General features: G+C 60.1%; 13 protein-coding genes and 1 other annotated feature. Of the genes, 4 read left to right on the top strand and 9 right to left on the bottom strand.

Annotated features, from left to right (window positions below; translation table 11 throughout):
* Positions 1 to 19 precede the first annotated feature (19 nt).
* The 9 genes from EKD03_RS06355 to EKD03_RS06315 form a co-directional block, all read right to left on the bottom strand.
* Entirely contained in the window at positions 20 to 415 is a 396-nt protein-coding gene (locus tag EKD03_RS06355) for a GxxExxY protein (RefSeq protein WP_202976770.1), read from the bottom strand.
* A 156-nt stretch (positions 416 to 571) separates the two neighbouring features.
* The gene (locus EKD03_RS06350) at positions 572 to 2374 is read right to left on the bottom strand and encodes an ATP-binding protein (RefSeq protein ID WP_129628747.1); all 1803 of its coding nucleotides are present in this window, start codon (positions 2372 to 2374) and stop codon (positions 572 to 574) included.
* Positions 2375 to 2377: 3 nt separating this feature from the next.
* Positions 2378 to 4666, bottom strand: a complete 2289-nt coding sequence (locus tag EKD03_RS06345) for a formylglycine-generating enzyme family protein (RefSeq protein WP_129628745.1) — start codon at positions 4664 to 4666, stop codon at positions 2378 to 2380.
* Positions 4667 to 4765: 99 nt separating this feature from the next.
* Positions 4766 to 5257: a hypothetical protein gene (locus EKD03_RS06340; RefSeq protein WP_129628743.1), complete on the bottom strand. Its 492-nt coding sequence runs from the start codon at positions 5255 to 5257 to the stop codon at positions 4766 to 4768.
* Positions 5254 to 5964, bottom strand: a complete 711-nt coding sequence (locus tag EKD03_RS06335) for a DUF3800 domain-containing protein (protein WP_129628741.1) — start codon at positions 5962 to 5964, stop codon at positions 5254 to 5256. The genes EKD03_RS06340 and EKD03_RS06335 overlap by 4 nt, the downstream gene beginning before the upstream one ends.
* 42 nt (positions 5965 to 6006) lie before the next feature.
* On the bottom strand, positions 6007 to 6687 hold the full coding sequence (locus EKD03_RS06330; RefSeq protein ID WP_129628739.1) for a tetratricopeptide repeat protein: 681 nt from the start codon (positions 6685 to 6687) through the stop codon (positions 6007 to 6009).
* A complete protein-coding gene (locus EKD03_RS06325; RefSeq protein ID WP_129628737.1) occupies positions 6668 to 7216 on the bottom strand; it encodes a TrmH family RNA methyltransferase in 549 nt (182 codons plus the stop codon). Before EKD03_RS06325 ends, EKD03_RS06330 begins: the two co-directional genes overlap by 20 nt.
* A 60-nt stretch (positions 7217 to 7276) precedes the next feature.
* On the bottom strand, positions 7277 to 8212 hold the full coding sequence (locus EKD03_RS06320; RefSeq protein WP_129628735.1) for a hypothetical protein: 936 nt from the start codon (positions 8210 to 8212) through the stop codon (positions 7277 to 7279).
* On the bottom strand, positions 8212 to 8973 hold the full coding sequence (locus tag EKD03_RS06315) for a glycosyltransferase family 2 protein (protein ID WP_129628733.1): 762 nt from the start codon (positions 8971 to 8973) through the stop codon (positions 8212 to 8214). The genes EKD03_RS06320 and EKD03_RS06315 overlap by 1 nt, the downstream gene beginning before the upstream one ends.
* Positions 8974 to 9325: 352 nt before the next feature.
* Positions 9326 to 9590, top strand: a binding site (T-box leader).
* Positions 9591 to 9659: 69 nt separating this feature from the next.
* Between EKD03_RS06315 and ileS the strand changes: the two genes are divergently transcribed.
* The 4 genes from ileS to EKD03_RS06295 all read left to right on the top strand — a co-directional run bounded on the left by ileS (position 9660) and on the right by EKD03_RS06295 (position 20324).
* Positions 9660 to 12866 carry an isoleucine--tRNA ligase gene (gene ileS, locus EKD03_RS06310; protein ID WP_129628731.1) on the top strand — a complete coding sequence of 1069 codons (3207 nt, stop codon included), beginning with the start codon at positions 9660 to 9662 and terminating at the stop codon, positions 12864 to 12866.
* Positions 12867 to 13251: 385 nt separating this feature from the next.
* The gene (locus EKD03_RS06305; protein WP_129628729.1) at positions 13252 to 14013 is read left to right on the top strand and encodes a hypothetical protein; all 762 of its coding nucleotides are present in this window, start codon (positions 13252 to 13254) and stop codon (positions 14011 to 14013) included.
* Positions 14014 to 14574: 561 nt separating this feature from the next.
* On the top strand, positions 14575 to 16959 hold the full coding sequence (locus EKD03_RS06300) for an NACHT domain-containing protein (RefSeq protein ID WP_129628727.1): 2385 nt from the start codon (positions 14575 to 14577) through the stop codon (positions 16957 to 16959).
* The gene (locus tag EKD03_RS06295; protein ID WP_129628725.1) at positions 16956 to 20324 is read left to right on the top strand and encodes a CHAT domain-containing protein; all 3369 of its coding nucleotides are present in this window, start codon (positions 16956 to 16958) and stop codon (positions 20322 to 20324) included. Before EKD03_RS06300 ends, EKD03_RS06295 begins: the two co-directional genes overlap by 4 nt.
* The last annotated feature ends 126 nt before the right edge of the window (positions 20325 to 20450 follow it).

The following is a 20450-nucleotide window of genomic DNA, read 5'->3' as shown; positions in this document are numbered from 1 at the left end:
CGCAGATTACGCAGATTTTTTAGCTAGTTTCATTTAAATTTAGAACCATTCGCTTATGCTGAAGGCTTTTGTTGCCAAAATTAAGCAATAAGCCTCTTTGTTTTTTAGTCGCCTTCAGATAGTTTAATAATTGAGCTTCTTCCTTACTGCTAAGCGTATCTATTGCTTTCAGTTCGACAATCACTGCATCAAAGCAAATAAAATCTGGGCGATATGTTGTTTTGAGCAACGTCTCTTTGTAGTATATCGGAATAGAAACTTCGCGCAAGAAGGGGATGCCTTGCTTCGTAAGCTCAATCTCTAATGCTTCCTGGTAGACCGATTCAAGAAAGCCATGCCCCAATTCGCGGTGGACAGCCATAGCGGCACCAATAATGGCATAGGTCTGGGGGTCGCGCTGTACGTTATGATCCATAACCATAAAACCCCTTTGATGTATCCGCAAATTATGCATATTTGTCCGCAGATTATGCATATTTGTCCGCAGATTACGCAGATTACGCAGATTTTTTAAGGCAGATTTTTATGATTTTAAATAATCTGCGTAATCTGCGTAATCTGCGGATAACATCTACCGTCTTCTCCGCCGGATGGCCTCGATCTGCTGCGTATAAACCTCGGTGGTAATCGTCACCCCGCGCCGGATCTGGCGGGCGATCTCCTGAAAAATGGCGCGGATCTCGTCGCCATTGAAGCCCTCGCTCTGCGCCGCGATCAGATCGAGCAGATCGGGGCTGAGGAGTGGAGCTTCGAACCCCCGCGCATGGATCGCGGCAATCTTGCGCCGCGTGGCTTGGTCGGGCAGGGCAATGTGGATGGGTTGCAGCCGCGAGGGCCGCAGCAACGCCTCGTCAATAATATCGAGCCGGTTGGTGGTACCGATCACCAGCAGATCCTGATCGGGGCGGAAGCCGTCAATTTCACTTAACAACTGTGCTACGACGGCATTCGAGGCCCGGCTGCCGCCCTCGCCTAGCCCGCTGCGCTGGGTGGCGATGCTATCAAACTCATCAAAGAAGATGACCGCCGGGGCGTTGCGGCGCGCAATACTGAAGAGACGACGCAGATTGCTCTCGCTCTTACCGACCCACATATCCATAATTTCGGGGCCACTCACCACCTGAATCGTCGCGTTCATGGCGTTGGCAATCGCCTTGGCAAAGAGCGTCTTGCCCGTACCGGGCGGCCCGTGGAAGATGAAGCCACGCGGAGCGAGTTTGCGCCGCCGGGTGCGTTCGGCGTCGCTCTCGGCGGGTGGCGGGAGATGCTCGGTAGGTTCGGGTTCGCCCTCTAGGCTAAAGGGCGGGCGCTTGCCGGTGATCAGCTCGATAGCCTCGAAGAGCTCGGTCTTGACCTCCTCGTAGCCACCGATGTCGGCGAAGGTGACATCGGGGATCTCGACATCATCGCCGCTGCCGCGCTTAAACTCGCGGATGAGCGCCATGAGCCGTGGGGTGGGCGTGGTGGGTTGGCTGTTGGCGAGCAGGTAGCGCATCACATTGCGCAGTTGGATGGCATTGTAGCCCGACACATTCTTAAAGAGCGTCTCGGCTTCAAAATGGGCAAACCGCTCACGCTCGGCACGGGTGAGCAGGTAGGGGATGGCATCGCGGCTCAGACCGGCCAATTCCACCCGCACCGCAAAGCGATCCACAATCACCTTGGGCAGACCGAGCGACGGATCAATGAAGCCAAGGATGGTCGGGATGCTCTCCTGGCTGCGGTAAAGTACCTCGGTCAGCATACGCGCATCGGTACTCAGCGGGCCTTCGCCACTTCCAGCTAGGGTATCGAGGTGGCGCACCACCAAGACCTGATCGCTCTTGATCCCGGCGAGCAGGCGGCTCAAACCGGCAATCCGCACCGCCGGGGTAAGCATATCGCGCTGAAGGAGCAACTGATCACTATTCTCGCTGTCGCTCTCTAACAAGGGGCGTTTGTTGGATTGGGCCACCGCGTGGCGGTAGATATATTCGGCCAGCACCTTGTCGCAGACGACCAACACCGAGAGATCATTGCTCAGGTAGCGCCCGATCTTACTAATCTCACCCGCATAGGCGCGTGCCACCGCCTCGCTATCGGTGAGCGTGGTCGGGAACGCCTGCGGAGCGTAGGCAGGCGTTCCCGCAGGCTTGGGAGGTACGGGAACTGCTTGTGGCTGCGCACTGAGTGCCTGCACCGCAAGCGGGCCAAGGCTCACCGGAATGAGCCGAAACGAACTCAAGGGCAGATCAAGCCAAGCCGGAGGAATGGGAGCCGCCGCACGAGCCGGAAAACGCTGCAAGAAGTCGCGCAGGAGCAAGGTCGGGGTACGCCCAGCCTCGATCAAGGCGGCGGTCTTATGTTCGGCAAAATCGAGGCGCAGTTCGTACATCGGTTACTCCCGGATGAGCACCATTCTAAATCCACGATCCAAATAGCGCGCAAACGGGCCACTCTCACTGTGCGCCCCACAGCGTAGCGCACTCGCATCATCATCAAAGGCGGCGTGAGAAAGTAAGACCTGGGCATCCGGATCTACGTCACTGAGGGGCGTTGGGTGGCTCGGTTCACCTTCTGGGGTCGCCAGCCACTCCATCACATTCCCGGCCAGATCGAGGGCGCTACATGCCGCCGCACCCTGCGGGAAACACCCCACCGGCGTCGTGCGCCCGATCCGGGTCTGATCAAAATTGGCATGTGCCGCACTCGGAGCCGCATCACCCCACGGATAGCGCCGGGGCTGCTCACCGCGCGCCGCATGCTCCCACTCCAGCGCGGTGGGCAGACGAATCAGATCGTTCGCCTCCAGCCAACCCGCCGCCCGCCCCTGCGCCGTCAGCCATGCACAGTAGGCCGCCGCCTCCCACCAACTGATGCCCACCACTGGCTGGTTGGGCTGGTTATACTCCGGGTCGGCCCAATACCAGGGATGGGTGATTTGGCGTCCATTCGACTTAAAGCGGCTCTCACTCGCCTGCAAGAAGGGCCAACCATTGGCGCTCCACCACTCACGCTGCTGGTAGCCCCCCGCCTGCAAGAAGCGCCGATATTCGGTGTTCGTCACCAAATAACGCCCAATACTGAAGGCGTAGGGCAGACTCTGGCGCTCCAACTGACCCACCTGCGCATCACCAAACCAGAAACTCCCCGCCGGGAGGTGGCACCAATAACCGCCCAGCGGCGCATCGCCACGCTGCGGATCAAGCAGCCGGGGATCACCCAACGCCCCCACCAGACCCGCCGCACGCAGACGCAAGCCCAACGGCGGGAAGGTCGTTGCGCCCCGTTCACCCTCGACCAGCACGGCCAACCAACGCCGCGCCGTCGCATCCCCGCTACGGGCGCGGGGTTCAAGCAGATCGAAGGCGGCATCCCAGGCTCCCTGTTCCAACAGCGGCTGCGCCGGATCACCCCGTGGCGTCGCCACCACCACCCGCCGCTGCGGGGATGGCGCAGCCTCCTTGGGCTGCACCCGGCGGCGCGGCTGCGCCAGATCGCGCAGCGCCTGGATCGCCCGTGCCTGTTCTTCCGCATCGTAGAGCGCCGCACTCCCCACACTCACCCACTGGTCAGCCAGCAGATCGGCCAACCCCGGCTGAGGGATCGGCGCACCGGGGCTGAGGAAGAGCGCCCGGCTACGCGCCTGACGGCGCAGATCGGGACTAATTCGGGCTAGATCCTCGCGCTCATCAAGGCCAAGTTGGCTATGCACAAACCAACACACCTCAATCTGGCTGTAGGTACTGGCCTGAGCACGCAGATGCGTCGCCACATGCCCCACCACCCGCCCCAGATCGGGCCGCCCCTGGCCGCTGCGCCGCACCAGCGCCGCCACCTCGGCGGGACGCGCCAAACCTTGGGGAGGATGAATCAGGTGGTCAAAGCTGATCACCTGCACCGCCATGCCATGCGCCAAACCCGAACGCGCCAGCGCCAAAGCCCCCGCCTTCGCCAGCACCTCCAGATCACCCGCCATCGCATCGCCCAACTGCACCAGCAGCACCAACAGACGCGGGCGGCGCTCTGGGGGGCGTTCGTGGCCATAGTAGAGCAACTCGCCATTCAGAAAACGGTACGCCACCAACTCACTCGGCAAAGCCCACTCACTCGGCACAATCGCATCGAGCGAACCGGTACGCGCCAGACCGCCATAACCATCGGCGGTATAGGTCTGCATACCCGCACCGGGGTCAACATCGGCCAGCGCCGGAGTGAAGGCCAGCACCTCATCGAAGAGCGCATGCTGAAAATCGGCCACCCCCAACAATTCGCGCAACCCGCGCAGATCGGACACCTCGGCCACCCCCGGCGTCTGCGTGGCCACCGCGTGCAGGAAGCGCACATCCGCCGGGGCCAAGGTGCGCAGCCGGGTGCCGAGGTGGGCAAGCAGCACTGGCAGATCATCAGTGGCGGGTACCCCAGCCGCAAGATGGGCCAGAATAGCAGCCACGGCCAGATCATTCAGACTGAGGCTGCGGGCGGTGGCCACCACCGGCAACTGAGCCACCGCGCACAGAAAGCGGGCATACGCATCATCGCTAGTGGGCAGCGGCTGTTCGGCAACCAGCAGCATCCCCAGATCGGCCACGAGACCCAACGGCAACGCCGGGGCGAGGCTGGCGGCACGCTGCTGCCAAGAATGGGCGCGGCCGGTAGCATGTGCTAAACTTACTTTTAATGTCATTGATTTTTAACCATTATGTGTGGTATAATAACGTTAGACTCATCTGCCAGGTGTAGAAAGAGATCTTCTGCCGTAGCTGTAAGGCTGCGGCAGTTGCATTTATAATTCTCTCCGCTCGTATCGTTTACGCATACTCCTTCGCATCGATTCCCCATCAAGGTGGTATGCAGTTATGAGAAACGCCACCTGTCCAATGCGTTTCGGCTTATGCTCAAGTATGACCACATAATCCCCGGCTTCTAACCAAGCATACATGCGCAAACGCTGATTCCCCTCCCGATAGTGCCAAAATTTGATCGCAGGATCATTGATATTGCGCAGAATGGGGGCACACCATGGCAGCCGTTCAGCACGACGAAAATCTGGCAAGCGGTCGCCACTCTTGTTATCTTTGCGCGTCACAAGATGCCAGAAACTCTCCTCGTAAGCTTCACCCGGTAAGATACGACGGTCATGCCAGATCGGCTCACCAGCCAGAAACAACGACCCCGTTTTGAAATCACGGGTAAATACGGTATAAAGCTGATGAAGGATATCATTCCAGTCTCCGCTTAGATCGAGCATTGGAGGAAGCCAATCAGGTAATGTCATACATTCCCCCTGTTAGGCTTCCAAATAAAGATATTGACCTTATTCTCACGAGGAAACGTAGATCGGGTAAGTGTATATTTAGATCGCTCACGGATACGCTCAACGATTGCCACTTTACCTGCATTATCTGACAAATGACGATTAGCATAACTTACAGCGCCGATAAAGAGATCTGCCACTTGTAGAATTTTCACTTCATTTGAACGGACGTTTTGAATACGCTCAATAATTGTACGACTAAAATCGTAATTTTTATTACTAAGTACTGTGTGGAGATGTTGTACTTTATCTGTACTACGTGTATCTTTGATGTCAAGATAAATACGGTAATGCAATCCTGGATCAATAATCACATTTAACATAGTAAAATACATTTTATAGTACCATTCATCATGTTTTTGCTTAAATCTTTCATGTTGAAGTTGTGTTTTATCTGGAATAACGAGTGCACGAAAATGCAAGTCATCATCATCGAAGAAATAATCAACTAAGTCGAGATAGAATTGCGTTTTTGCCGAGGATACCTTTCCCCACTTGATCTCGAAATTCGGTGACATGCCATTACGCTCGCTGATCTCACGTATTCGGCAAGTAATCTCGCGTGTCTTTTCCATAGGACACCAGATAGCACCAAGAACCATCACTAATGGTGTGCCGTGTTCCAAATGTCCACTCTCATCGCAGTAGATGTTATAGGTATTATTCATAGTTGTTTCACTCCTATAAGCGCCAACCTTCTCCACCACTCCTCAAGATTGTCCCAACCTATCCACTAACCCCCGATTCCCCATCCGCTCAGCCGCCGCCCGGTAGCGCCGCAGTGCAGCTTGGTGCGCCGCCGCCGTACTGGGATGATCGAGCAACCGTAGCGCCTCGGCATACCCCTCCTGCACCCGATCCATCCGCCCGACCGCCTCGCCCCAGGCGGCCAGCGCCAACCAGACCGGGGCGCTCTCGGCGCTGTGGGGCAGCAGCGGCAGCAGCGCCAAGCCCGCCCGGTAATCCGCCTGACCAGCCGGGTCGCCCAGGGCGTGCGCCACCTGGAGGTGCAGACGCGCCTGAATCACCCGATCTTCGGCTTGGGCCAGCGCACGTTGCAGCGGCGCCACCGCCTCGGCCACGCGCCCCAGATCTAAGAGCAGCGTTCCCACCGCCAGATCATCGCCGAGTGCCTGGAGGCACGCCAACTCGCGGGCGGGCATCCCGGCGCGGCGGAAACATTCGAGCGCCGCACGCGGCTGTTGGGCCGCCAGAAACGCCTCGCCCGCCGCCGGGAGATCATCAAGGATCAGCAGCCGCCGCGCCGCCTCAGCACTCGCCGTGGGGGTCCCGAACGCCGCGAGTAACTCCGCCGCCGCCCGGTATTCACCACACTGCTCATAAGACTGCACCGCCCGGCGCAGATGGTACTCACGGGGTAGATTTGGCATAATGCAATTTTTGTCTTCTCCATTCAAATAGTGCTATCGCTAAGGCATGCGTTACATTCATTGAACCATTTGTTCCGTACATAGGAATATGCACTGAAAAGTCACATTCAGATAATATCTTTTCTGGTATACCATGACGCTCATTCCCAATAACAAATGTGCAGTTATCGGGCATATTTGTTGAGAATATATCACTTGAACAAGATGTTATTTCAAGAGCCACCAGCGGACGGAATAGGTGAATCTCCTCAAAGAATCGATCACTATCATAGACCTCCCAAGGTATTAAAGAATCACAGTTCCTGGCTATCTTATGTATACGCTTATGATCAATTTCGATAGCACCAATGAATATGACAGAACTACTTCCAGCCGCATCCGCAAGCCGAAGAACACTCCCCAAGTTATCAGGAATTTGGAGATTTGCAGCAATAATACGGGGCGCTGGCGGGTAAAGCATTTGTGAGCGCAATTGCTTTTGGCGCTCATACAGTTCTTGACCCTCTAATTGTTGAGTAGGTCGCTCCATGTTTTTTATCTCGCAATTATATACTGAATCGATCTGATAATCCGATATCGGCTATGGTACTCACGGGGTAGATTTGGCATACAGACGCGCTATCTGTTCGAGAAAGCGGACATCCAAATAGATGTATGGGCGCAAACTGGCCGCTTCGGACTTCATAATAGTGTGCAGGGGACGGTAACGCTTCATAGCCCGCTCAACCAAGCGGCGCTGACGAGCATCCCCATGCACGCGGGCGAGGCGCAATTGTTCTAAGAGTGGCCACTGCGGGCGCTCATCATTGCCTTGCCGCGAGAGCATACACTCCACCTCATAGAAGTCCAACACCCACGGCTGCCACACCACATCCAGCGCCAACAACTGGCCCAGCAGCGTCCCCACCGCCGCACTCGCCGCCACGCGCTCCGGACGCAGCCCGCGTCGCACCTCAGCGGGGCGCAAGCCCAGATTGAGCCAATGGTCACGCAGTGCCGCCCGCACCGGCGTATAGACAAGTAGAGAACTGAGCATCTGTGGGGATGGCAATACCTCTAGATGCAGGAACCATACCGCACTGAGCGGGCTACGCGCCAGCAGATCGCGCAGCAATGGTTGCAGGTGGTCGGCAATGATGCCCCGTTGCGCCCGCATCCATGCCCATATCAGGCAATGGTAGCCGATCTGGGTAGGCAGATCCTCGGCCACTGGTAGAGCCGCAATCATGCGCTCGGTGAAGGTGATCAAATCCTCATCGGGATGATCATGCAACCACGCGATCTGATAGAGTACCGCTCCCAGCCAGAGCGGTGTGGGGGGAATACTCTCCGGGCGTAGCGTCGCCCCATCTGGCCATGTCTCTAGCAGCGCATCCACATGCGCTGTAAATAGATAGGGGAAAGCAAAGGCAGGCTGAGTCAGCATGTGTTCCAACCGAGCCAGATCAGTGAGTGGAGCCGCGACTACCACCTGATCAAGCAACAGACGTTGCAGGAATGTTGCATAGCTGTGCAGATCACTCATTACTTTTTCGCTTGAATATGCAGCAGAAAGGCATACGCCACCAACTCAAACCAAGCCAACGCGCCACACAAGAAGAGACCCAGCGCACCATCGCGCCAGCCACCCAACTGGATGTAGCGGCGCACAAACTCACGCGCCGGTGCCCCGAAGAAGTTGCGCAGGCGGGTGCGCCGCCCCTCGGACGCCAAGGTGCGCGCCTGCGCTAAGGCGTAGCTCGTCTGTTTAGCCCAAAACTCGCCCAGCGTCTCGATATTCTCGTGGGTAAAGTGGCCCCGCAGCGTCGCCAACTCGCCATGCAGATCGGCAAACTCATGCACCAAGCGCGCCTCGTCATAGCGTGCTACATCGCGGCGCAACAGACGCAGTTGGCAATCCGGGTACCACCCACCACCGCGCAACGTCTGGCCAAAGAAACGATTATGACGCGGAATCCAGTACCCCACCGCCAGCGGCGTGGCCGACAAGAGCGCACGAATCTCAGCCGCCAGATCGGGTTCAACGCGCTCATCCGCGTCAATGAAGAGTACCCACGGGTAACGGCAGAGATCGAGGGCGCGGTTACGCTGGGCGGGAAAGCCGCGCCACGGCTCAATAAAGACGCGAGCGCCATACGCCGCACAGAGCGATGCGGTGGTATCGCGGGTACGTGCATCAACCAGCACCACCACCTCATCGGCAAGGCCGAGCAGGCTGGCCAGACATCCCTCGATATGCCGAGCCTCATCACGCGCAATAATCGCAACCGAAAGCCCATGCATCATACGCTTATGTATACTTGTTGCCGTCTCCACTGGGGTATTCTAACATATGAGGTGTGGCTCTTCGATCATTCGCTAGGGGCAAAGCAGCACCCACCCGGCCATATAGGATGAAGTGCAGGCGACAACAACGTTGTACATGCCCTGACCCAATCGTGAACAGTTCCGTCGTAACTGTTCACACTTCTCCTAGCTTCCAGTTTTTGACGCAAAGACGCAGAGGCGCAAAGCCTGCAACAAAACCTTTGCGTCCTTGCGCCTTTGCGTCAATACAAGATTTCTTTTACCCCAAGTGTGAACAGTTACGTTCCGTCTTCTACTTGACTCCCACTCCAAGCATTGCTATACTTCCTAACCAATAGCGATGACGGGGACGAGTAACCCTACGCAACCCCTCCAGCGAGTCCGGGATGGTGTGAGCCGGGCGGTCGGGCGTATGGTGAAGATCACCCCTGAGCTGGTAGGTGAAAGCAGGCCACACCTGTGAGTAGTTGCGCCCGGTGTTGTGCCCCGTTAGCGGCACAGAGCGTTATTGGACGTTCGCTGAGTGCAGTGTCGTGATCACGATCACACATTGAACCGGGGTGGTACCACGGGGCATATGTCGCCTCGTCCCCTGTCTGGTTGGCCGTTGGCCACCACAGTGGGGCGGGGTTTTTTGTTGTTGTGGTTCAAGGAGGGTTGCGCTGATGTTTACTCCGGTTGGTACGCATGTCTCGTTTCCCCAGCTTGAGGATCAGATCCTGGAGTGGTGGGAGAAGAATGAGATTGTCGCCAAGTCGCTCGCGTCGGGTACTAAGCCGTTTGTCTTCTATGAGGGGCCACCGACCGCTAACGGGCGGCCAGGGTTGCACCATGTTATCAGCCGTATCTTTAAGGATGTGATCTGCCGCTACCGGGCGATGCAGGGCTATAAGATCGTGGGCCGCCGTGAGGGTTGGGATACCCACGGTCTGCCGGTGGAGATTGAGGTTGAGAAGAAGCTCGGATTTAGTGGGAAACCCGATATTGAAAAGTATGGGATTGCCGAGTTTAATGCCCGCTGCCGCGAGAGTGTCTGGGAGTATATCCAGGAGTGGCAGACCTTCACCAAGCGCATTGCCTACTGGGTGAGCGATGATGGCTACTATACCTACGACAATAAGTATATCGAGTCGCTCTGGTGGATCTTCCGCCAACTCTGGGATCGCGGGCTGCTCTTCCGTGACTATAAGGTGACGATGCACTGTCCGCGCTGTGGCACCGGCCTGAGTGACCACGAGGTCAGTCTGGGCGCGCGTGACGATGTGGATGATCCGAGTGTCTTTATTAAGTTTCGCGTCTGTGGCGATGGGGTGCCTCGCGCTGGCGCGAATGGGGAGACGCTAGTCGGGGCGTTCCTCGTGGCCTGGACGACGACACCCTGGACGCTCCCGGCAAATGTGGCCCTAGCGGTGAAGCACGAGGCAACCTACGCAGAGGTCGAGTATCAGGGCGAGCGGCTGGTGCTGGCCGAGGCGCTGCTACATGCGGTCTTGGGTGAGGAGTATACCGTTCTGCGCACCTTCAACGGCAATGATCTGGTGGGGTTGCGCTACGAGAAGCTCTTTACGGGTGTGCCCGGTGCGGGGGATACGGTCGATCTGGAGACGGCCTACCGCGTCATCGCCGATGAGATGGTGTCGCTCGATGATGGTACCGGGATTGTGCATATCGCCCCGGCCTATGGCGACTTGGAGGTGGGGAAGAAGCACGGCCTACCGACGCTCTTCTCGGTTGATCTGAATGGCATGGTGATGCCGGAGTTTGCCGAGTTGGGCTTTGCGGGTAAGTTCTTCAAGCAGGCCGATCCCGACATCACGCGCAACCTGCGCGAGCGCGGGCTGCTGCTGAAGAGTGGGCGCGTGCGCCACTACTACCCCTTCTGCTGGCGCTGTGACTCGCCGCTGCTCTTCTATGCCAAGCGTTCGTGGTACATCAAGACGACCGCCTTTAAGCCCGATCTGGTTGCGAATAACCAGCAGATCCACTGGGTGCCGGAGCATATCCGTGATGGTCGCTTCGGCAATTGGCTGGAGAATAACATTGACTGGGCAATCAGCCGTGAGCGCTACTGGGGCACCCCGCTGCCGATCTGGGTCAGTGCCGATGGCAACCACATGGAGTGTATCGGCTCGCTCGAAGAGTTGGAGCAGAAGGTGGGGCGCTCGCTCCAGGATCTCGATCTGCACCGCCCATACGTGGATGATCTGACCTGGGAGCACCCACAGCACGGCACCATGCGCCGCATCTCCGATGTGGCCGACTGTTGGTACGATAGTGGCTCAATGCCGGTAGCGCAGTGGCACTACCCCTTCGAGAACCAGGAGGTCTTTGAGGCCGCACACCCCGCCGACTATATCTGCGAGGCGGTGGATCAGACGCGAGGGTGGTTCTATACGCTGCACGCGGTGAGTACGCTGCTCTTCGACCGCCCGGCCTTCAATAATGTGATCTGTCTGGGTCATATTCTGGATGAGCAGGGCTTGAAGATGAGTAAGAGCCGGGGCAATGTGATCACGCCCCAGGAGGTGATCACGCAGTACGGGGTAGATGCGCTGCGCTGGTATCTCTTCACCGCTGCCCCTCCCGGCAACCCGCGCCGCTTCAGTGGGGCGCTGGTGAATGAGAGTCTGCGCAAGTTCATGCTGACGCTCTGGAATACCTATAGCTTCTTTGTCACCTATGCCAATCTGGATGATTGGAAGCCGGGGATGGCGGAGAGTGCGGCGCTCCAGCCGATTGACCGCTGGGCTTTGGCGCGGCTCAATGGCCTGGTGCGCGATGTCACCGCGAGTTTGGAGGAGTATGAGGTCTACCCGGCAGGGCGTGCCATTGAGCATTTTGTAGACGAACTCTCCAACTGGTATGTGCGGCGCAACCGGCGGCGCTTCTGGAAGAGCGAGACCGATGCGGATAAGCAGGCCGCCTACCAGACGCTCTACACCGCGCTACTCACCGTCTCCAAACTGATGTCGCCCTTCGCGCCCTTCATGGCCGAGGCGATCTACCGCAACCTGAGCAGCGGCCAGCCCGATGCTGCCGAGAGCGTCCACTTGGCGGCGTGGCCGCAGGTGGATGCGGCGCTCCTTGATGACCAACTCGTCGCCGATACCGAAGCGCTCCTGGCGGCGGTCTCGCTGGGACGAGCGGCACGCAAGAATGCCAACCTGAAGGTGCGCCAGCCACTGAGCGAACTGTGGGTGCGCGGCCAGACCCCGGCAGCCACCGAGGGCGTGCGGCGCTTCGAGTCGGATCTGCGTGATGAACTGAACGTCAAGGCGGTGCGCTACCTGGAAGCCGGATCGGAGATTGTCGAATACCGCTTCAAGCCCAACCTGCGCCTAGTGGGCAAGAAGTACGGCAAGCAGGTACCCGCGCTTACCGCCGCACTCAAGGCACTGGATGGTGTGGCGGCACGCGCAGCCGCGCATGCAGTCGAAGCCGGGCAGCCAGTGGTGCTGAACGTGGAGGGCCAGGAGTTGAGCATCCTCCCCGAAGAGTTGCTCGTTGAGAGCAGCGCCCCAGAGGGCTACGCGGTCGCCGATGCGGATGGTATGTTGGTGGCACTCAATACCAGCGTGACGGATGAGTTGCGCATGGAAGGGGCGGCGCGCGATCTGGTGCGCAGCGTGCAGGATGCGCGCAAACAGGCCGGGTTGGCGATCTCGGATCGGATCAGCCTGAGTCTGGAGGCGAGCGACGCGGCCACCGCCGAAATGCTCAGCCAGACCCTGGCGGTGTGGGGTGAGTATGTGGGTAGCGAGACACTCGCCACCAGCCTGGTGGTGGGGGCGATGCCCGCCGAGGCGCATGTGGAGGCGGTGGAGTTGGGTGAAGGGACGGTGCAGATGGGTATCGTGCGCGCCGAATGTTGACGCAAAGACGCAAAGGGTTGGAGGAAACAAAATGTTCTTCTTGACGCAAAGGCGCAAAGACGCAAAGGGTTTATTGAACGCTTTGCGCCTCTGCGTCTTAGCGTCAAAATCTGGGATGCCAGGTAACTATTCACCCTTGGGGTAAAAGAAATCTCGTGTTGACGCAAAGGCGCAAAGACGCAAAGGGTTGGAGGAAACAAAATGTTCTTCTTGACGCAAAGGCGCAAAGACGCAAAGGGTTTATTGAACGCTTTGCGCCTCTGCGTCTTGGCGTCAAAACTGGGATGCCAGGAGAAGGCAGAATGTTCTTCTTGACGCCAAAGCGCAAAGGGTTTATTGAACGCTTTGCGCCTTGGCGTCTTGGCGTCAAAACCGGGATGCGAAGATGAGTACGATCCGTGACATCTTAGACCGCCAAGCCCCCTGGGGCATCTACGAGGCGGGAGAGGGGCGGGTGGCGGCCAGCGCGGCGGGGCTGCGCATGACCACCCGCAACGTCACAGCGCGTTGCTACAGCGACGCCCAGATCCACGACTATCGCCTGCGCGGGCTGCACCTCCCGCGCAGGCCGCCGCTGCGCATCAGCCTGCGGGCGCGCTTCTCGCACCCGGCCCACGCACTGCGTGGCACAGCCGGGTTCGGGTTGTGGAACTACCCCAACCTGACCCATCCGGTGCTCCCCCAGACACTCTGGTTCTTCTTCGCCTCGCCACCCGCCGCGATGGAGCTGGCGCTAGGGGTGCCGGGGCATGGCTGGAAGGCCGCGACGATGGATACCGGGCGGCCCCAAGCACTGACGCTGCTCCCGTTCGCACCACTGGCCGTGCCGCTTATGCGCAGCTACGCGGGCTACCGCATGCTCTGGCCGGGAATCCAGCGCTGCGTGGGGGTACAGGAGGCACAACTCCACAGCAGCATGACCGACTGGCACGACTATGAAATCGTGTGGGGTGAACGGGTCAGCAGCCTCTTGGTGGATGGAGTTGCGGTACTTGATCAGGTACCCTCACCTCGTGGGCCGCTCTGCTTTGTGGCCTGGGTAGACAACCAGTATCTGGTGGTGACGCCGCAGGGCCGTTTTGGTTGGGGCTTGTTGGATGCGCCAGAGGAGCAGTGGTTGGAGACGAGCGATCTATCGTTCGGGTAGGGGCAACGCATCGCCCCTACGGGCATTTTTGTACTTCATCAGGTATATCAATGCTCCGATGGAGCCTGTGGCCAACGTCAGGATGAGCCATGGCCACGGATTGCGTCCGCCAACTTTGGTGTCGTTCCACATCCAAACCAGACACCACTGATTACCAATGCGCTGCATGGGATTACTATTCGCTAGATTATCGTACAATATGGGACGCACCTATATTCTGCACGTCCCACCCGCCGTCAGTGCCTCCCCCCTGCCACTCATCATCGTCTTTCACGGAGCGCAAAATGCCATTCGGGCGTAACTATTCACACTTGGGGTAAAAGAAATCTCGTATTGACGCAAAGGCGCAAGGACGCAAAGGTTTTATTGCAGGCTTTGCGCCTCTGCGTCTTTGCGTCAAAAACCGGAAGCTAGGAGAAGTGTGAACAGTTACATTCGGGCTGAGCTTTGACCCCTATGCCAACCAGTGCGGATGCAGCACGGAAGTGGGGCTTGATAATCGGGGAATGACGCCAACACGGGTTATAATACCTCCCAGATCCTGCTTGTGGAGAAGACTCCATGCCCACAGATCTCGCGTTGCGCCACTGCCACGCCCTCCGTGCTGATCCCGCGTTTGCCCGTTGGGGCACGAGCGACTATGTCCCGTTGCGAGCGCTGCGGTTGGCACCGGGGCTGGCATGGGATGCCGTGTTGGATCAGATTGACGCTGCACCACCCGATGTGGAGGTGGTGGCGGCGCTGAGTGCGGCGCTGAATCAGGCAGAGCAGCGCTTAGTGGCGGTGCTTGGCCCGGCCTTCATTGGCCAGACGAGTGCGCTGCGCCGCTTGGCGTGGCAGTTGGCCGATCAACCTGCTCAGACGGTGCCGATCTTGGTTGATCTGGCGCGTTATGCAACTCAACCCGGTGGGGTGCGCCGTTTAGTGGCGACGATTGCTGAGGCGGCGGGGGGCTATGTGCCCGAGTTTGCCGAGGAGGTGGCGGAGATCTTGGTGCGCACAGCCCCCTCCCCCACTCGGTTGGTGATCATTCTGGATGGCTTGGAGGCGGTGCAGTTGGAACTGCGTCCCGATCTGAGCCGTGAACTGCGCCAGTTGGTGCTAGATCGTCGTTTGACAGCGCAACGTTTTATCCTCAGTTGCCGCCGTGAGGCTATGCCCGCTAACTTAGAGGGCTTGGCGCAGCGCTTTTTGCTCCAGTACCTCAGTGGGCGCGAGGTGCTGGCCTACCTACGCCAGCGGCGGGGCAGTCTGGCTCAGGCCAATACGCGCTTTGCCCAGATCCTTGAGACGCACCTGCTCGATCTGGCTGCGCTGCCGCCGCTCCTCGCCGATATGTTGCGCCGCTTGGAGGGGCGTTATGCCGAGGGTTTGAGCCGTAATCAGCTTTTGCAGGATGGCCTGGAGGCTCAGATTTCCGCGCTGCCCACCCACCTCAAACGCGGCGATGTCGCCCGCCAGAGCCTGATCGCACTAGCCTGGGAGATGAGTTGGCAGCCCGATGAGGCGCTCGATCTACAACGGGCGTTTCAGTTGCTCAATGCGGTACGTGGCGAGCGCAGTTATAGCCTTGAAGAGTTGTATGATCAGCTCTGTGTGGTGGGAATGCTGCACGATGTGGATCGTTGGCGCACCGCCTTCCAACGCCCTGGACAGCGTGCCTACTGCGCGGCCCTAGCGTTGATGCAGCGTAGTGATCAGATGACCACCCTGGCCGATCTGCTACCCCAGTGTGGGGTGACGGATCGCCACGAGCGCTGGGCGACGGTGTTGATCAGTCTGGCCGGGATGCTGGAGCGTAGCACCGATCTCCTCGCCCCCATTCGCCGATCTGCCTTGCAGAGTAATAACGGCCTCTATATGCTCCTGCTGGCGCGTTGTCTTCAGGCATTGCCCGGCGACCGGTTTGAATCGCTGCCACCCACGACACGCGGAGCGCTGCTTGATGCCTGCGCGGCTTGGGCCGACCCCGCCCGCGAGCCGTCGGCGGCCCGCCGCGCTCAGATTGCTGATGCTCTCGGTTGCCTGCCCGACCCGACGAGTGTGCGGGCGTTGCTGCGTCTCGCTACTGAGCGCGTGCGCCCAGCGGTGGGGCAGCGGCTCGATTATGAGTATACGAGTGTGCGCCTGCATGCAGCGCTGGGGTTGCGCAACCTGATGCTCTTCCGCCCACCTACCCACAGCGCCGGGGCGGCGCTGTGGGTTAACCAAGAGCCGCGCAGTATTGCGGTGCTGCGGGCATGGGTGGCGGCAGGCGAGGGTGATCAGGCCAGCCTGCGCCAATACAGTAACGATGCGAGTACACCGATTGAGGCGCGCATGCTGGCGCTGGTCGCGCTGGCCGATCTGGCAAGCAGTACCCACGATCTCTTCTTCCTGTTGCGCATGATCCTCGTGGCACCGCTAGGCAACCCCAACGACTATGCGGCGATGGCGCGCACTGCCGCTGACGCGCTCACCCTCGCCGATGCTGCCAGCGTCGCTACCCTGATCACCGCGATCCTTCGTCGTCGCCCGCAACTCAGTACTGAGGCTGCGGGGCAGGTGATCTATTTGGCCGGGCGGGTACGGACGCACGATCCGGTCAGTGTGGACTGGCTGGTGCAGCAGTTGGTCGCGCACCCCGATCCGCTGATCAAGGCCAAGGCGCTGCGTTCGCTGGCGTGGATTGTGGGTACCCACCGCGATCTGCCGCTTGCTCCGGCCTTGCTGGCGGCAGCCCTGGCGATTGGGCGCGGCCTACGGAGCGACCTCAACCTGCCCACGCCGCTCGCCGCCCTCACACTGCACCATCTCCCCACCGATGATACTGGGTGGCTCTATCTGCGCCGCACGGCCCTCGAAGCGCTACGTTGGCTCGCTCAGGATGCCGATCTTAGTGACATAGCGGCTGAAGCCCCCACTTGGCCGCTCGATCTGCGACGGGCGTTGGGAGACAAATCATGACCGAACCCCTCAATCTCCTGGTGCTTGAGATCGCCGACCGTGACTCCATGCGCCATGCCTTTCCCTTACGGCTGACGTTGGCCGATGGCAGTGCCGCAAGTGATTGGCTGATTCTCGCTGATCTGCCCCCACCGCCCGCGCCGCGTGCGCGGGGCAGTGATTTGGCGGCCTACGGGCTGTTGCTCTTTGAACGCCTCTTCCCCGACTCACTCTTGGCGCTCTTTCGCCAAGCCTGGATCGCCGCCCAGCGCGGGCGCGGTGTGCTGCATCTGCAACTCTGGATCAAGAGTAACGCCCCCGAACTTCAGACGATCCCCTGGGAGATGCTCTATGTGCAGGAAGCGACCGGCGCTCCGGTGCCACTCGCCGCGAACCCGCTGGTGGCCTTCTCACGCTATGTGGATAGCCCGAACCCGTTTGTGGCTCCACTGGAACGCTGGCCGCTGCGGGTGCTGATCGCGATTGGTGCGCCCAACGACCTAGCAACACGCTGGGGCGGCTTGACCCCGGTGGATTTCGTGGAGGAACGATCCCGCCTCGCGGCGGTGTTGGATGCCGTGAGTAGCGCTGGCCAGATCGAGTACCGTTTCTTACAACCCGCCACCCCGGAGGCGCTGCTGCGAGCTATGGAGGATGGATACCAGATGGTCATCTTCTATGGCCATGGCCTCTATACGCCACGCCTCGGTACCAGCCTGATGCTGCAACGTGCTGATGGGGCGGGGCAGTTGCTATCGGGCAATGATCTGGTGGCCGCGCTGCGACGTAATGGTACCCGCCCGGCCCTCTTTGTGCTCATCTCATGCAATACGGCCCCCCAGCGCGCCGATCCGGCTCTCGACAACCTGGGCATCCAGATCGTGCGTGATGGCGGTGTACCGGCGGTCGTGGCCATGCGCGATCTGGTCGAGATTGATCTGGCACGCGCCTTCACCCAGTACCTGTGCGATTATCTGCTGCGCTATGGCATGATTGACCGTGCGATGGTCGCTGCGCGCCGCCAAGTCTTTGACCCGCAGAGCGCCAACTGGACGACCCCGGTACTCTATCTGCGCAGCCGCGATGGGCGGCTCTTTGTTCCCAATGCCCAACTCGAATTTGCCCGTCTGCTCAGTAACGACCCCCAGATTAGCCCCGCCGCCATCGCCGCACCCGCCGGAGCGCGCCTCAATCTGCTCAAAACCACCCCCGATGAACAGCCCAACCCGCGTGAGGCGCGGCTCTTGCTCGATGATCTGCTCGCCCTGGGGCAGAGCCAGACCACCCCCGCGCCGCTGGTGGTGAGTGGTGGTTCGCGGATTAGCCGTTCGCTCCTACTCCAGCAGTGGGCCTGGAAGCAGAATCGGGATACGACTGCGCAGATGGTCGCGGTCTACCTTGCGTTAGCCGAGGATCGCCACCTGCAAGCCGGAATGCGCATTGAGGATCGTTTGATCGAAGCCGCCAGTCTGCTCGATCCGGCCCACGGGGTAGCGCTGATGAATCTGCTGGCCGAGGGCAAGGATGGCGGTGCAGCGCGTTTTGTGCTGCTGATTGATGGCCTGGAGAGCCTCGAACCTTCCCGCCGCATGCTGTTGGCCGAACTGCTCGCCACCCTGGCCCGCCGCTGGCCCGCACAGCGCATCGTTATCAGTGTGGAAGAGGCCGAAGCCCCCGATCTGTTACGCCAGTCCGACACCTTCTGGCTACTCCTGACTCCGCTCAGCGAACGCCAGATCCGCGCCTACCTGCGCTACCGCGATCCCCCACGTGCCCTCTCACACCTGCGGGCGATTATGCGCGGCGGGTTGCGTGATCTGGCGAATGACCCGCAGATGCTCACGGCGATTGCCGAGCGGCTGATTGAGGATACGCGCAGCCGCACGCTCACCCGCGATGAGTTGCTGAGTGGACTGCTTGATCGGTTGGTGGAACGGGCAGCCAGTGCCGGTGTCACTCGTGCGGGGGCGCGGGCGGGAATGCTCGCGCTGGCCTGGGCACTGCATAGCAGTCTGCGTAGCAGTATGACGATCACTGTGGCCCGTGCGCTCTTGCGCGAGTATGAGCCGGAGGCGGATCTCTACACCGCACTGTGTCAAGCCGGAGCGCTGGTTGAAATCGGGGGGGCGCTGGTGCAGATGCCCCACCTGGCCCTTCAGAGCTACGCCGCTGCCTTGGCGCTGCAAGAACGGGCCGATCTGGCCACCCAGTTGACCGAGATCATGGTGCAGGCCGGGTTGCCGCAACGGATGGACTGGTGGAACCCGGTATTGATCGGGTTGGCCCAGCGCAGCGAGCGCCTCGATCTGCTCACGCCCATCTGGACGGCCATCGCCCAAGAATTGAGTGGCGCACAAGCAGTCGTGGCCGCCCGCTGTATCGGAGCCTTCTTCCAGGCGCAGCGGCAAAGTTCGAGCCTGCTGGTGCGGCGTCCCAGCGCCGCTGAAGAGCGCCACCTGAACAGCCTGATTGATCGGCTGCTCATCCAACTCGATCCGCGTTTTGAACCCAGCGCGGCGCTGCGGGCGATGCTGGCTGAGGCGTTGGGGCAACTTGCCTACCCGCAGGTACGCAGCGCCCTGCGGAGGCAACTGGCGGAGCGCGTCCTGCTCGTGGATGATGCATGGCAGTATGATCGCCCCCTGGTGCGCGCCGCTGCGGCGCGGGCGCTACGCGACATGCCGGGGAGTAGCGAGGAGAACGGCCACTTCACAAGTCTGCTGCAAGCGTGGCGACGCACCCAGCACGAAGCGCTCGTCACCGCCCTCACCGCCCCCGACTACCAGAGCGATGAACGCGCCTTGGCGGCCTTCGCCCTGAGCGACATGAGCGACCAACCGGGAGTGCAGGAGCGCCTGCTCGATCTGCTGCTCCACGGCGAGGGGGAAGGGGCCAAGAAGGAGTGGCAGGCCACCCAGGCGGCCATCGCCGACGCGCTCATCCTAGAGGCCGACGAGCGCCTCGCCGATCTGCTCGAACCGGCCCTGCTCGCCCAAGCCGATCTCGATCTGCGCACCGAGATCCTCATGCTCAACATCGTCGGAGCCTGCGCCGGACACCGCCCCGCCCTACGCACCTGGCTCGCCGAGCGCAGCCAGAAACCGCGCATCCCCTTGGTGGCCAGCCTCGCCCAGATGGCGCTGGCACGCGCCGTGAGCAACCCTGGCCCACAAGACGACGCCCTGCGCAGCCAACTCGAACAGGCCGCCCGCCACATGATCGAAACCCCCATCAGCGCCGAGGTGCCCATGGTTGCCACCCTACGCCGCCTCGCCATCCAGACCCTGGTCTGGCTAGGGGTAACCGGCGACGGCACGCCGCCCCCGGCGATCACCTCGTGGCCCGTGGCGCTGCGCCAGGCGTGGTGGGAGTTGGTGGGGGGGTAGGGGTGTCCGCAGGTATGTATCCGCAGATTACGCAGATTACGCAGATTATTAGTCCGTAAATTAAGACCTCTTGTGTTCTATCGCCACGTCACTTAGACTGGTGGCATGAAAAAACAGCACCTCACC

This window comes from Candidatus Oscillochloris fontis (genome assembly GCF_004138135.1).
Lineage (GTDB): Bacteria > Chloroflexota > Chloroflexia > Chloroflexales > Chloroflexaceae > Oscillochloris > Oscillochloris fontis.
The sequence above is the reverse complement of the archived record's forward strand: the minus strand, read 5'-3'. Positions and strand labels throughout refer to the sequence as shown.